At 73.6% G+C, this 12,978-nt stretch carries 13 protein-coding genes; 5 read left to right on the top strand and 8 right to left on the bottom strand.

The annotated features are described in order from the left end of the window. The first annotated feature begins 44 nt into the window (after positions 1-44). Positions 45-1,046, top strand: coding sequence for a DUF389 domain-containing protein (locus AW27_RS19140; RefSeq protein WP_037924927.1), 1,002 nt, complete (start codon positions 45-47; stop codon positions 1,044-1,046). Positions 1,047-1,130: 84 nt separating this feature from the next. Here the strand turns inward: AW27_RS19140 and AW27_RS19135 are convergent, their stop codons facing one another. The 3 genes from AW27_RS19135 to AW27_RS19125 all read right to left on the bottom strand — a co-directional run bounded on the left by AW27_RS19135 (position 1,131) and on the right by AW27_RS19125 (position 5,101). After that, positions 1,131-1,625: a peptidylprolyl isomerase gene (locus tag AW27_RS19135; RefSeq protein WP_037924924.1), complete on the bottom strand. Its 495-nt coding sequence runs from the start codon at positions 1,623-1,625 to the stop codon at positions 1,131-1,133. A gap of 67 nt (positions 1,626-1,692) precedes the next feature. Next, on the bottom strand, positions 1,693-4,098 hold the full coding sequence (afsK, locus tag AW27_RS19130; RefSeq protein ID WP_037924922.1) for a protein serine/threonine kinase AfsK: 2,406 nt from the start codon (positions 4,096-4,098) through the stop codon (positions 1,693-1,695). A 208-nt stretch (positions 4,099-4,306) separates the two neighbouring features. Further along, the gene (locus tag AW27_RS19125) at positions 4,307-5,101 is read right to left on the bottom strand and encodes a VOC family protein (protein ID WP_037924920.1); all 795 of its coding nucleotides are present in this window, start codon (positions 5,099-5,101) and stop codon (positions 4,307-4,309) included. A gap of 296 nt (positions 5,102-5,397) precedes the next feature. On the opposite strand from AW27_RS19125, the gene AW27_RS19120 reads away from it, so the two are divergent. Beyond that, the gene (locus tag AW27_RS19120) at positions 5,398-6,045 is read left to right on the top strand and encodes a TetR family transcriptional regulator (RefSeq protein WP_037924918.1); all 648 of its coding nucleotides are present in this window, start codon (positions 5,398-5,400) and stop codon (positions 6,043-6,045) included. Between the two features lie 71 nt (positions 6,046-6,116). On the opposite strand, the gene AW27_RS19115 is transcribed toward AW27_RS19120, so the two are convergent. Further along, entirely contained in the window at positions 6,117-6,599 is a 483-nt protein-coding gene (locus AW27_RS19115; protein WP_172671366.1) for a nitroreductase family deazaflavin-dependent oxidoreductase, read from the bottom strand. Further along, positions 6,599-7,852 (bottom strand): acyl-CoA dehydrogenase family protein, encoded by a 1,254-nt coding sequence (locus tag AW27_RS19110; protein WP_052031083.1) that lies wholly within the window; start codon positions 7,850-7,852, stop codon positions 6,599-6,601. Before AW27_RS19110 ends, AW27_RS19115 begins: the two co-directional genes overlap by 1 nt. Positions 7,853-8,019: 167 nt before the next feature. Here AW27_RS19110 and AW27_RS19105 point away from each other — a divergent pair, with 167 nt between their 5' ends. Continuing rightward, entirely contained in the window at positions 8,020-9,213 is a 1,194-nt protein-coding gene (locus AW27_RS19105) for an acetyl-CoA acetyltransferase (protein WP_037924917.1), read from the top strand. A 116-nt stretch (positions 9,214-9,329) separates the two neighbouring features. On the opposite strand, the gene AW27_RS19100 is transcribed toward AW27_RS19105, so the two are convergent. After that, a complete protein-coding gene (locus AW27_RS19100) occupies positions 9,330-9,536 on the bottom strand; it encodes a DUF4287 domain-containing protein (protein ID WP_037924915.1) in 207 nt (68 codons plus the stop codon). 204 nt (positions 9,537-9,740) lie between these two features. Here AW27_RS19100 and AW27_RS19095 point away from each other — a divergent pair, with 204 nt between their 5' ends. Further along, positions 9,741-10,454 carry a pyridoxine/pyridoxamine 5'-phosphate oxidase gene (locus AW27_RS19095; RefSeq protein WP_052031080.1) on the top strand — a complete coding sequence of 238 codons (714 nt, stop codon included), beginning with the start codon at positions 9,741-9,743 and terminating at the stop codon, positions 10,452-10,454. On the opposite strand, the gene AW27_RS19090 is transcribed toward AW27_RS19095, so the two are convergent. Both AW27_RS19090 and AW27_RS19085 read right to left on the bottom strand, forming a co-directional pair. Continuing rightward, positions 10,403-10,843, bottom strand: a complete 441-nt coding sequence (locus AW27_RS19090) for a Zn-ribbon domain-containing OB-fold protein (protein ID WP_236647759.1) — start codon at positions 10,841-10,843, stop codon at positions 10,403-10,405. The genes AW27_RS19095 and AW27_RS19090 overlap by 52 nt on opposite strands. Positions 10,844-10,926: 83 nt before the next feature. Continuing rightward, positions 10,927-11,379, bottom strand: a complete 453-nt coding sequence (locus AW27_RS19085; protein WP_037925423.1) for a DoxX family membrane protein — start codon at positions 11,377-11,379, stop codon at positions 10,927-10,929. A gap of 193 nt (positions 11,380-11,572) precedes the next feature. On the opposite strand from AW27_RS19085, the gene AW27_RS19080 reads away from it, so the two are divergent. Beyond that, positions 11,573-12,754, top strand: coding sequence for a flavin-containing monooxygenase (locus AW27_RS19080; protein WP_052031076.1), 1,182 nt, complete (start codon positions 11,573-11,575; stop codon positions 12,752-12,754). Positions 12,755-12,978: the final 224 nt, after the last annotated feature.

Below are 12,978 nucleotides of genomic sequence, written 5' to 3'. Positions count from 1 at the left end.
GTGTCTCCCAGGGCCCCGGCACCGCGCCGCGTGATACTCGGCTGGTGCTGAGAACCCTCCGTGACCGCATGCTGCCGGACCGCCAGCGAAGATCTCTGGAGGATCTGGAGGAGGACCTCGACCTGTCGCAGGGGGACCGGCAGGCGAAACAGTCCGCGTTCTGGACCATGCTGTTCCTGTCGGCGGTGATCGCGGCCGGCGGAGTGCTGACCGACTCCACCGCCACGGTGATCGGGGCGATGATCATCGCCCCGCTGTCCACGCCGATCATGGGCATCGCACTGGGCGCGGTGCAGCGGAGGCGTTCCACCGCGCTCCTGTTCGTGGCCTCGGGATGCCTGCTGGTGACGGCCGTCGGCATGCTGGCGTCGCTGGTGGTGCCCTCCTCCTTCGACCTGCTGTCGGACAGCCAGATCTCCAGCCGCACCTCCCCCGGACTGTTGGACCTGGTCGCCGCGCTCGCCACCGGCTTCGCCGGCGCTGTCGCCCTCGCCCGCAAGGACGTCGCGGCCGTCCTGCCCGGGGTGGCGATCGCCATCTCGCTGGTGCCACCGCTGGTGGTGACCGGAGTCTGCGCCGGACAGGCCGCGTGGTGGCTGGCCCTGGGCTCGTTCGTCCTGTTCGTCTCCAACCTGCTCGCCCTGGTCTTCGCGGGCATGGTGGTGTTCGGCGCGCTCGGGTACGCGACGGCCGGCCGGCGGGGCGAGACGGGTTCGACGCGCAGGACCTACCTGGCGCTCGGCCTGCTGTTCGCCGCGGTCGGCCTTCTGCTGGGAGCGAACACGGTGGGTACCGTTCTCGTGAACCTGTGGACCACACGCGCCACGAACGCCGCCGCGGCCTGGCTGGCCGGAACGCCCGGCGCCTCCGTCCAGAGCGTCACGGCCCAGTCCCAGACCCTCTACATCCAGGTCCGCTCGCCCGGGGAGCTGCCCCCGGTCGACTCGCTCCTGGCCGACCTCCAGGGGCAGGTACCGGACGGTGTGCCGGTGGTGGTGGTGACCACCCAGGGCCGCCAGATCCAGGCCGGGCACGTCGGCGGCTGAGGCAGGGACCCGAGTACGGGGAAACGGCGGCGGCCCCGGCCCCCGGGCGGGGGCGGGGCCGACCGGCCGGGCAGGCGGGTGTGATCAGGCCTCGACGACGCCGGAAGCGGCGATCTCGACCTTGCCCTTGGGGGCGCCGGACTGGGAGCCCAGGGCCTCGATCTGGTCGACGAGCTCCTGGCCCGAGACGACCTCGCCGAAGACGACGTGCTTGCCGTCGAGCCACGAGGTGACGACCGTGGTGATGAAGAACTGCGAGCCGTTGGTGTTGCGGCCGGCGTTCGCCATCGACAGCAGGTAGGGGCGGTCGTGCTTCAGCTGGAAGTTCTCGTCCTCGAACTTCTCGCCGTAGATGGACTTGCCGCCGGTGCCGTTGTGGTTGGTGAAGTCACCGCCCTGGAGCATGAACTGCGGGATGATGCGGTGGAAGCCGGAGCCCGCGTAGCCGAAGCCGTTCTGGCCGGTGGCCAGCTCACGGAAGTTGCGCGCCGTCTTCGGGACGACGTCGTCGTACAGCTTGAAGACGATGCGGCCCGCGGGGGCGCCGTTGATGTTGATGTCGAAGTAGACGTTGCTCATGGGGTCCATCCTGTCACTCCCGGTGCGGTGCGCTACCCGGCGGGGCCCGACCCGGCCCCCGCCGGGGTCACCCGCCCGTACGGGTGCCCGTGCCCTTCGCCGCGTCCAGGGCGTACACGCAGCGGTCCTTGCTGCACGCGTACACCACGCCCGCCTCCGCGACCGGGGCGCCCGTGATCTCGCCGCCCGTGGCCAGCTTCCAGCGGAGCTGGCCACCCGCCGCGTCCAGCGTGTACAGGCAGTGGTCGGCCGACCCGAAGTGCACCCGGCCGTCCGCGACCGCCGGCAGGCCCGTGATCTCGCCGCCCGCCGCGAACCGCCACTTCGGGGTGCCGGTGACCGCGTCGAGCGTGTAGAGCGCGCTGCCCGCCCCCAGGTGGACGTTGCCGCCCACCACCAGCACCGGGTCGGAGGACTGCCGCGACTCCGTCGCGATCCGCCAGCGGTCCTGGCCGGTGACCGCGTCGAGGGCGTAGACGGTGCCCAGGTAGTCGGCGAGGTAGACCCCGCCGCCCGTGACGGCCGCACCCGGCGCGAAGGCCGGCGGAGCCAGGAAGACCGCGGGGGCCTCGAAGTGCCAGCGGACCCGGCCGGAGGCCCGGTCCACGGAGATCACCCGGGTGCCGGCCGCGACGTACACGTTGCCGTCGGGAGCGGGGGCGACCCGGACGGGCACGTTCCCGCAGGAGGCGGCGTCGCCGATCGGGTACGACCAGGCCTCCCGGCCGCTGCGGGCGTCCAGGGCGCGCAGCCGCGCGTCCTGCCACACGTACACCGTGCCCTCGTGGAGGACGGGGGCCGCCTCCGGGGTCTCGAAGTCGCTCTGCGCGCCGGTCAGCTCCCACAGCTTCCGGCCGCTGGACGCCTCCCAACCCTGTACCCCACCGCCGCGCGTGGCGGTGACGACCGTGCCGTGCTCGGCGCGCACGGCGTACACCCAGGCATCGGTCGACAGCCGCCACCGCTCGGAGCCGTCGGTGGCGTCGAGCGCGTAGAGGGAGGGCCCGTCGGAGGCGTGGATCCGGCCGTCGGCGACGGCCATGGACCAGGCGACGTCGCGGGTCTTGAACTGGCGGCGGCCGCTGGCCACGTCCAGCGCGTGCACCTCGAAGGAAGTCACGTACAGCAGGTTGCCGGCGACGGCCGGGGTGCCCCAGACCTCGTTCGACATGCGGAAGCGCCAGGGCCGCCAGCGGCCGCTGTCCGGGGCCGCGCCCGGTCCCGGGACGGACGGGGTGACCGGTCCACCGGCCGGGGAGGGCGCCGACCCGTCGGGCGGGCGCACCCAGCCGGTCGCCGCGTCCGCGGCGGGGGTGTGCGCCGCCGACGCCGAGGCCGTCGCGAACGGGCCGGGCCCGATCGGCACCGGCGAGCCGCCCAGGCGCACCGGCTCGCCCGAAGGCACCGCGGAGCGCGGCGGATGGTGCGGACGCTGCGGCACGGCCTGGCCGGTGCGCGGGTCCACCCAGCCCTCGGCGCCCCGCGGGCGGCGCTGCGTGGCCTGCTCGGACGCGGGCCCGCGGGCCCCGGCGCCGCCGCCCCGGCCGTCACGGCCGGGTGCGGGCACGGCGACGGCCGTGCGGTTCCCCGCGCGCCGGGCCTCGATCATCGCGACGGCCCGCGTCGGCAGCCACGCCGAGGCGGTACCGCTGTCGTCGCCGCCGTCGAAGAGGTGCGGGGCCAGCTGCGCCTGCAGGTCGGCCGGGGTCGGCCGCAGCGAGGCGTCCATCTGCATGCAGGATTCGATCAGCGGCCGCAGCTCCTCCGGGAGCCCCTCCACGTTCGGGCCCTCGCGCAGCAGCATGAAGACCGTCTCGACCGGGTTCGCCCCGTGGTAGGGCGGGTGCCCGGTCGCTGCGAAGACCAGCGTGGAGCCGAGCGAGAAGACGTCGCTGGCGCCCTTGACGCTGCGCGAGTCCTTCGCCTGCTCGGGCGACATGTAGGCGGGGGTGCCGACGGCGACGTTCGTCATGGTCAGGCGGGTGTTCGAGACACCGCTCGCGATACCGAAGTCGATCACGCGCGGGCCGTCCTCGACGACGAGCACGTTGGACGGCTTCAGGTCGCGGTGGACGAGCCCGGCGCCGTGGATGGACTGCAGGGCCTCGGCGATGCCGGCGGCGAGCCACCGTACGGCCTGGGCGGGCATGGGCCCGCACTCGTTGACGATCTCCTCCAGGGAGGGCGCCGGGACGTACGCGGTGGCCAGCCACGGCACGGCGGCCCGCGGATCGGCGTCGACCACGGCCGCGGTGTAGAAGCCGGACACGGCGCGCGCCGCCTCCACCTCGCGGGTGAACCGCACGCGGAAGAGTTGGTCCTCGGCGAGCTCGGTGCGCACCGTTTTGATCGCGACTCGCCGTCCGGACGCGGACCGTGCGAGATAGACCAGCCCCATGCCGCCGGCGCCGAGCCGTCCCAGCACCTCGAAGGGGCCGATCCGTCTCGGGTCGTGCTGCGTCAGCTGCTCCACCACTCGCCTCCACACCTCCCCGTACGGGCCACGCACCGGGCCCGCTCCCACCGGCACAGCGCCCTGCCCGGTGCAGCGTCTCATCCCGGGGCGCAGCCCGGGTCGCGCAACCCCGATTCTGTCAGGCCCGAACGGGGTCCGGCCCCGGCACGGCGAGCAGCCCGGTGTGATCTGCCCGGCGATCCGTCCGGCGATCCGTCCGCGGCGCCTACGCGTCCGCCTCGGCGCGGGGCTGCGACAGGAGCCCGAAGACCGCTCCCTGATTGTCCGCGACGACCGCGATCCGGCCGTAGGGGGTGTCGAACGGGTCCGCGGTGACCCGGCCGCCGAGCCGCTGCACCGTGGCCACGGACCGGTCGCAGTCCGGGACGGCGAAGTAGACGAGGAAGTGCGCCGGCATGATCTCCGGGAAGGCGTCCGTGATCAGGCTGCGCCCGAGGACGGCGGTGTCGGTGCCGGGCGCCTTGCCCGGCGGCGACCAGATGCGGTACTCGACTCCGGCGTCGTCCTGGTCCTGCGGCACGTAGCCGAAGACCTTCGCGTAGAAGACGTCCACGGCGTCGCGCGCCCGTGTGTAGACCTCGCTCCAGCAGTACGTGAAGGGCTCCTGCTGGGCCTCGAAGCCGTGGTGGGTGCCGGGCTGCCACAGTCCGAAGACGGCCCCGCCGGGGTCGGCGGCCATCGCGGCCGTGCCGTACGGGCCGACCGGCATCGGGTCCATCACCATCTGGCCGCCGGCGGCGCGGATGCGCTGGGCGCAGGCGTAGGCGTCGGCGGTGTAGAGATAGACGCCCCAGACCGTCGGCATCCGGCCGTCGGGCTTGGGGGCGAGGGCCGCAACGTTGCGGCCCTGGCTGTAGGCCTGCGTGTAGTGGCCGTATTCGGCCCCCGCGCTGTCCGCGAAGGTCCACCCGAAGAGCTCACCGTAGAACCGCTTGCCCGCCTCGACGTCCGGAAGCGAGGCGTCCACCCAGCAGGGTGCGCCTTCCACGAATGCGGCCATGGGCCTGGTTCCTTCCGTTCTGCGGGGGTGTGTACCCTCCCACTTCTCCCAGCCATGATCCGCCCGAAAACTTGTCCACAGCCTGTTGATAAGACTATTCGGGGGAAATCCCGCGGAACGGGGCGACACGCCCGGACAGCGACCGGGCGGCGACGACGGGCCGCCCACGGGGCGGATCCGGCCGGAATTCGCCTGCGCGGCCGCCCGGGACCGCGCACCGCCCAGGCCAGGGAGCCCGTAACCCCATTTGCAGGCGGCCGAATAGCGCGCCGATCCCCCCTCGGTAAGCTGACGGCATGACAGGACAAGTACGCACCGTCGACGGGCGTGTCGCCGGCCGGCGCGGCCAGGCGACGCGGCAGAAACTGCTCGACTGCCTCAGCGAGATGCTCAGCTCCTCGCCGTACCGCGACGTCAAGGTGATCGACGTCGCCCGCAAGGCCGGTACCTCCCCCGCGACCTTCTACCAGTACTTCCCGGACGTCGAGGGCGCCGTCCTGGAGATCGCCGAGCACATGGCCGCCGAGGGCGCGCAGTTGACGTCGCTCGTCGAGGGCCGGACCTGGGTCGGCAAGTCAGGGTGGGCAGCCGCCGAGGAACTCGTCGACGGCTTCCTGGAGTTCTGGCGCCGCAACGACGCGATCCTGCGTGTGGTCGACCTCGGCGCGGCCGAGGGCGACAAGCGGTTCTACAAGATCCGCATGAAGATCCTGAACTCGGTCACCAACTCCCTCACGGAATCGGTGAAGGAGCTCCAGGCCAAGGGCAAGGTCGACAAGGACGTCAGCCCCGCCGCGATGGCCGGTTCGCTGGTCGCGATGCTGGCCGCGGTCGCCTCGCACCAGAAGGGCTTCCAGACCTGGGGCGTCAAGCAGGCCGAACTCAAGCCGAACCTGGCCCTGCTCGTCCACCTCGGCATCACGGGCAAGAAGCCGACCAGGTAACGGCGGACCCGCTCCGGGTCCGCCGCCCCGGGCCGGCTCCGCGTCGGCACCACGCCGCCATCCGCCCGGGATCAGCGACGCTCCAGGCGGAACAGCCGGATCTCACGCTCGATGCGTGCCTGGTACGTCGCGTACGGCGGCCAGAACCCCAGCACCGCCCGCCACACCGCGGCGCGCTCCTCACCCGTCAGCAGCCGGGCCCGTACGGCTATGTCCCTGCCGCGCCAACTCACTTCCGCATCAGGGTGTTTGAGCAGGTTCCCGGTCCATGCCGGGTGCCCGGTGCGGCCGAAGTTGGACCCGATGAGGATCCAGCTCGTCCCGCCGTCCTCCGGCATGCACGCGAGGGGCGTGGTACGCGGTTCGCCGCTCCGGGCGCCCTTGGCGGTGAGGACCACGCCCGGCAGCATCCGCGCGCTCAGCATGACCCTGCCGCGAGTGAGCCGGTGCACCGCCTTGTCCACGGCGGGAATGAAGTGCGGTGCGATCTTGGCGAACAGCACGGTCGAGGAGACCTTCTGCATCAGCTTGACGCCGGGAGCCACACGAGCCATCAGACGGCCACCTTCTGCGGTGCGGGCGGGGACGCTTCGGGAGCCGCGACGGCGGGCGCGACGGCGGCCGCGGTGGACGGTGCGGGCGCGAACAGGCCCGCACGGTCCGCGGCGTGTGCGCGCAGCCGGTGCACCGGGCCGAACAGCAGCTCGTCGGAGGCCGCCCGCTTGAAGTAGAGGTGCGCGTCGTGCTCCCAGGTGAAGCCGATGCCGCCGTGCAGCTGGATCGCCTCCCCCGCCGCCGCCCTGAGCGCCTCCAGGGCCTGGGCGAGCGCGAGGCCGCCCTGGTCCGGGTCCCAGGCGGCGTAGTAGGCCGCCGAGCGGGCCGCCTGCACCTGCACGTACAGGTCGGCGAGCCGGTGCTTGACGGCCTGGAAGGAGCCGATCGTCCGACCGAACTGCTCGCGCTCGCGCACGTACTCCACGGTGCGCGCGAGCGCCCGGCCGGCCGCCCCGACCGCCTCGGCGGCCAGCACGGCGGAGGCGGTGCGCCCGGTCGCGGCGAGGGCCCCGAGCACGTCGGCGTCCCGCCCCCGCTCGCCGATCAACTCCGCCGGAACGTCCCGCAGCTGGATCCGGGCCTGCGGACGGGTCTCGTCGAGCACGGCCTGCCGGGACCGCACGAGGCCGGGCGCATCCTCCCGTACCAGGAACAGCAGGGTGCGGCCGAGCGCGAACCCGCCGGCGTGGGCGGCGACCAGGAGCAGCGGGGCACTGTGCCCGTCGAGCACCTGGGCGACTTCCCCGTACAACCGCCAGCCCTCACCGACGGCGCCGGCGCGGGCCTGGACCCCGCCGGCCCGGCCGCCGCCGCACCAGTGGCCCGCGGCGTCCTCTCCGGTCAGCGCGAGGGCGGTGGCCAGCGCCGGACCCGGTACGGCGAGCGCGGCGGTCAGCCCGCCCGAGGCCAGCGCCGGGAGCAGCGCCGAACGCTGGGCGCCGCTGCCGAGCGCGGCGATCAGGGGCGCGCACAGCACGGCGGTGGCCAGCAGCGGCGAGGGGAGCAGTGCCCGTCCGGTCTCCTCGCAGGCCAGGGCCAGGTCGGCCGGACCGCAGCCGGCCCCGCCGTACTCCTCGGCGACGGCGATGCCCGGCAGGCCGAGCTGCCGGGAAAGCTGCTGCCACAGGTCGCCGTCATAGCCGGCGGTGGTGCGGACGGCGGCCTTGACCTCGCCGGGTCCGCAGCGTTTGCCCAGGATCTCGCGCAGGGTACGCCGTATCTCGTCCTGCTCCGCGGTGAAGGCGGCATCCATCGTCGGGCTCCTCCCCGTATCTGACGGGCCGTCATGTTAGGGCGCCGGGCGGCAGATGCACAGGGGGCGGCGAGCCCGGCTTGCCGGGGCGGGGGAAGGTGGGCGGCGGGCCCCGTGGAGCCGGCGGGGGCTGGTATCTGACGATACGTCAGATGTACCGTTCTCGCATGTCTGGACTCACACCTGGAACCGCCCTCCGGCCCCGCCGACGGGTCGCGGTGGTCGGCGTCGCCCTCTCGGACTGCGGCCGGGTGGACGGCCCCACCCCCTACGCCCTGCACGCACAGGCCGCCCGGCGCGCCCTGGCCGACTCAGGCCTCGACCGCTCCGCCGTCGACGGCTTCGCCTCGGCCGGCCTCGGCACGCTCGCCCCGGTCGAGGTGGCCGAGTACCTCGGCCTGCGCCCCACCTGGGTCGACTCCACCTCCGTGGGCGGCTCGACCTGGGAGGTCATGGCCGCGCACGCGGCGGACGCGATCGCCGCCGGCCACGCCGACACCGTCCTACTGGTCTACGGCTCCACGGCCCGCGCCGACATCAAGGCCCGGCGCCGCACCTCGAACCTCTCCTTCGGGGCGCGGGGACCGCAGCAGTTCGAGGTCCCGTACGGCCACACCCTGATCTCCAAGTACGCCATGGCCGCCCGCCGCCACATGCACCAGTACGGAACGACCCTGGAACAGCTCGCCTCGGTCGCCGTCCAGGCCCGGGCGAACGCGGCGACCAACCCCGACGCGATGTTCCGCGACCCGATCACCGTCGACGACGTCCTGTCCGGCGAGATGATCGCCGACCCCTTCACCAAGCTGCACTGCTGCATCCGCTCGGACGGCGGCTGCGCGGTGCTCCTGACCTCGGAGGACCACGTACCCGACACCGCGAAGGCACCGGTGTGGATCCTGGGGGCGGGCACCTCCGTCTCCCACACCACCATGTCGGAGTGGGAGGACTTCACCGTGTCCCCCGCCGCCGTCTCGGGCCGTATCGCCTTCGAGCGGGCGGGGCTCACACCCGCGGACGTGGACCTCGCGGAGATCTACGACGCCTTCACCTACATGACCCTGGTGACCCTGGAGGACCTCGGCTTCTGCCCGAAGGGCGACGGCGGGGCCTTCGTGGAGAAAGGCCGCCTGCTGCGCGACGGGGAGCTCCCGGTCAACACGGACGGGGGCGGCCTCTCGGCCTGTCACCCGGGCATGCGGGGCCTGTTCCTCCTGGTCGAGGCCGTCCGCCAACTACGCGGCGAGGCCGGAGCCGGGCAGGTCACCAAACCCGGCGGCCGCCTCCCCGAAGTCGCCCTGACGTCGGGCACGGGCGGCTGGTTCTGCTCCTCGGGCACGGTACTGCTGGGGCGGGAGTAGGGGACACGACCGGTCCCTGACCACCGCCCCAGCGCAACACCGCCCACCGAAGCCCCCGCCCCACCTCCCGCAAGCCCCCGCCCCGCGGGATGCGCTCCCGAAGCCGCCCGGGGCTTCTACCTGCCCTCCGCCAGCGTGTCGGCCACGAGGGCGTTGGCGTGGCCGTGGCCCAGGCCGTGCTCCGTCTTGAGCCAGGAGACGAGCTCCATGTGCCTGGTCAGCGGCGAGGACCTGATGAGGTCCTTCCACTCGGCGATCGGTCGGCCGTACTTCTTCTCGATCGACGGGAAGTAGCTGGCGGGGCCCTTCGCGGTGTCGGCCATGACGTGTCTCCTTCGTTGCGGTGCCGTCGTAGGTACGACCGTCGGCGGAGCGGAAACAGAGCGCCGATCCGACGTGACCTGCGTCACGGGCGCGGCCGCACGCCCGGCCCCTCCGGGATCGACCCCCGACCGGCGCACCGCCCGCTTCGGCCGGACCGCGTGACCGCACCGTCCCGGGGTCCGGTCGCGCTTAGCCTGGGCGCCATGAGCAGCAACGCAGCCAGTGACAAGAGTGGTGACGAGGCGGGCCGCGCGGTCGGCGGGGAGGAGTTCCGTACCGTCCTGCACGCCCTGCGCGTGTGGGACTCCCCGCTCCCCGGGTTCGACACCGCGGCGGCGCCGGGCGAGCCGGTGGCGCTGTTCCGGGAGTGGTTCGTGCACGCCGCTCGGGCCGGGCAGCCGGAGCCGCACACGATGAGCCTGGCCACGGTGGACGGCGAGGGGCGGCCCGACCTACGGACGCTGATGCTGCACGACGTCGATGCGCGGGGCTGGCACTTCGCCTCGCACGCCACGAGCGCCAAGGGCGTGCAGTTGGCGGCGCGTCCGGAGGCCGCGCTCGGTTTCTACTGGCCGTCGGTGGGCCGACAGGTCCGGGTGCGGGGCGAGGTCACCGCATGCGGCCCGGAGGAGAGCCGGGCGGACCTGGCGGTCCGTTCGCGCGGCGCGCTCGCGGCGGCGCTCACGGGGCGGCAGAGCGAGGTGTTGGGGTCCGTGGAGGAGCTGGTACGGGCCTCGACGGCCGCCTGGGAGCGGGCCGGATCGGAGCCGGACGCGCCGGCTCCGACCTGGACGCGGTACGTACTGGCCCCCGTCGAGGTGGAGTTCTTCCAGGGCGACGCGGCCCGCAGGCACATCCGTCTGCGCTACCGGCGCACGGCGGGCGGCTCCTGGGCGCGCGAGCTGCTCTGGCCCTGAGCGGGCCGGAAGACCGCGACCCGCACCCCGTCCGCCGCCTCGCGGAAGGTGACCGTCAGGGGCATGCCGATGCGCAGGTCGGCCGCCTCGCAGTCGACCACCTCGGTCATCATCCGCGGGCCTTCGGCCAGGTCGACGACGGCCGCCGTGTAGGGGACGCGCGTGCCGAACGGAGGGAGGTCGTTGCGGTGGATCACCGACCACGTGTAGAGGGTGGCCCGGCCGCTCGCGGTCTCCCAGGCCACCCTGTCTTCTCCGGCCCAGCAGTGGGGGCAGAACTCGCGCGGGTAGTGGTGGGCCCGTCCGCAGTCGCGGCACCGGCGCAGCAGGAGCCGGCCCTGCCCGGCCGCGTGCCAGTAGGGGCGGGTGAAGTCGTCGATCTCGGGCAGGTCGTGGCGCACGGCGCCGCCGGTCCCGGCCGCCCTGCCGGTCCCACCCGTCCCACTGGTGCTGCTGGTGCCGCCAGTGCCGCTCACAGGAACAGCCCGATCGCCGCGTCGAGGGACCAGGTCTGCCACGACAGGGCGAGGAGTGCGACGAGCGAGATGAGCGCCATCATCGCGTTCTGCCCCTGCTCGGCCCAGTCGTGGATCATCAGGACCAGGTAGAGGAGGTTCAACAGCAGTCCGCCGGCCAGCGCGACCGGGGTCAGGAAGCCGAACACCAGGCCCAGCCCGAGGGCGAGTTCAGCGGAGACGACGAGGTACGCCATCAGCTTCGGCCGTGGCGCGACGACCCGCTGAAAGCCGCCCCTGACGAAGGTCCAGCGGTGCTTGTCTGCGACGTCGGCGGCCCACGCAATGCCGGTACCGCGTTCGAACCAGCCCTTCTTGTCCTTGTGCCGCCAGCTCTCCAGCCACCACAGGCCGAGGCCTATCCGGAGGACGGCGAGCCACTCGGCCCCACTGAGCCAGACGGTCTGCATCGGCAGCCCCACCCCTCTCACCCTTGGATCTGACGGTACGTCAGTTCAGCGGATACGGAGCGATACCGCAAGGCCCCGGCCCGTCGCGACCGCCACCCCGCGCGACGGCGAGGTCCCGCCCGTGACCGATCCGCAATCGATTCCCTCCTCGTCCGAGACCCATCAACCCAGCGTGGCGATACGATCACACCTCATGCCCGCAGCACCCACACCAGCAGTCGACATGACCACCCAGCCCCGGCCCGTGTACATCATCGGGGCCGGCCCCGGCGGCCTCGCCGCGGCCGCCGCGCTGCGCGCACGCGGGATCCGCGCCGTGGTCGTCGAGAAGTCCGACACCGTCGGCACGTCCTGGCGGCGCCACTACGACCGGCTGCACCTGCACACCACACGCCGACTGTCGGCCCTTCCGGGCCTGGCGATGCCCCGCCGGTTCGGCCGCTGGGTCTCCCGCGACGACGTGGTGCGCTATCTGGAGAAGTACGCCGAGTTCCACGAGCTGGAGCTCGTGACCGGCGTCGAGGTGACCCGGATCGAGCCCGACCCCGGGGAGGAGGGCGGCTGGACCCTGCACGCCAGCGGCGGGCGGGCGCTGACCGCCGCGGCCGTCGTCGTCGCCACCGGCTTCAACCACACGCCCAGACTGCCCGACTGGCCGGGCCGGGAGTCGTACGGCGGCCGACTGCTGCACGCCGCGGACTACCGCAACCCCCAGCCGTACGCGGGCCAGGACGTCCTCGTCGTCGGCGTAGGCAACACCGGCGCCGAGATAGCCGTCGACCTCACCGAGGGCGGCGCGGCCCGGGTGCGGCTCGCCGTGCGCACCGCCCCGCACATCATGCGCCGCTCCACGGCCGGCTGGCCGGCCCAACGCAGCGGGATCCTCGTCCGGCGGCTGCCGGTGCCGCTCGTGGACCGGCTGGGCGCGCTCGTGGCCAGGGCCTCCGTCCCGGACCTGTCGGCGTACGGGCTCCCGCGCCCCGCCACGGGCCTGTACAGCAGGGTCGAGGAGGGGGCGATCCCGGTGCAGGACGTGGGCCTGGTCGAGGCGGTGCGCACCGGGAAGGTGGAGCCGGTGGCCGCCGTGGAATCCTTCGACGGGCCGGAGGTGGTGCTCGCGGACGGCTCGCGCATCACACCGGACGCGGTGATCGCGGCCACCGGCTACCGCCGCAGCCTGGAGGGTCTGGTCGGCCACCTCGGCGTACTGGACGCGCGCGGCCGGCCGCGCGCACACGGCGCCCGCACCTGCGAGGAGGCCCGCGGCCTGTACTTCACCGGCTTCACCAACCCCATCAGCGGGATGTTCCGCGAGATGGCCATGGACGCGGAGAAGATCGCCAAGGCGGTGGCGCGCGAGGCGGCCGGCCGCTGAGTCCCGCCGGCCGCGGCGGCCCGGCAGGCGCCCCGGGCTGTGCCCGGACCGCGCCACCGGGCTCCGCCGCGATGCGCCCGCCCGCGGGCGGGCGCGGTCCGGGCACAGCCCGGGCACGGTCCAGGCGTGGCCCGGGCACGGTCCAGGCGTGCCCGGGCGGGTGATCTCGGCCGGAAGTGCGCTCTGGACCCGCTCCGCGGCGATCTGCGACCGTTCACCACACC

The organism is Streptomyces sp. PCS3-D2 (assembly GCF_000612545.2).
In the GTDB taxonomy this organism is placed as follows: Bacteria; Actinomycetota; Actinomycetes; order Streptomycetales; family Streptomycetaceae; genus Streptomyces.
This window is presented reverse-complemented; position numbering and strand designations above follow the sequence as displayed.

Bases quoted from the DNA above. Each gene is read 5' to 3' on its own strand.
- AW27_RS19115 (WP_172671366.1), bottom strand. From the start codon at position 6,599: ATGGCTCGTGTGGCTCCCGGCGTCAAGCTGATGCAGAAGGTCTCCTCG.
- AW27_RS19110 (WP_052031083.1), bottom strand. From the start codon at position 7,852: ATGGATGCCGCCTTCACCGCGGAGCAGGACGAGATACGGCGTACCCTG.
- AW27_RS19125 (WP_037924920.1), bottom strand. From the start codon at position 5,101: ATGGCCGCATTCGTGGAAGGCGCACCCTGCTGGGTGGACGCCTCGCTT.
- AW27_RS19100 (WP_037924915.1), bottom strand. From the start codon at position 9,536: ATGGCCGACACCGCGAAGGGCCCCGCCAGCTACTTCCCGTCGATCGAG.
- AW27_RS19135 (WP_037924924.1), bottom strand. From the start codon at position 1,625: ATGAGCAACGTCTACTTCGACATCAACATCAACGGCGCCCCCGCGGGC.
- AW27_RS19085 (WP_037925423.1), bottom strand. From the start codon at position 11,379: ATGCAGACCGTCTGGCTCAGTGGGGCCGAGTGGCTCGCCGTCCTCCGG.
- AW27_RS19095 (WP_052031080.1), top strand. From the start codon at position 9,741: ATGAGCAGCAACGCAGCCAGTGACAAGAGTGGTGACGAGGCGGGCCGC.
- AW27_RS19105 (WP_037924917.1), top strand. From the start codon at position 8,020: ATGTCTGGACTCACACCTGGAACCGCCCTCCGGCCCCGCCGACGGGTC.
- AW27_RS19080 (WP_052031076.1), top strand. From the start codon at position 11,573: ATGCCCGCAGCACCCACACCAGCAGTCGACATGACCACCCAGCCCCGG.
- AW27_RS19120 (WP_037924918.1), top strand. From the start codon at position 5,398: ATGACAGGACAAGTACGCACCGTCGACGGGCGTGTCGCCGGCCGGCGC.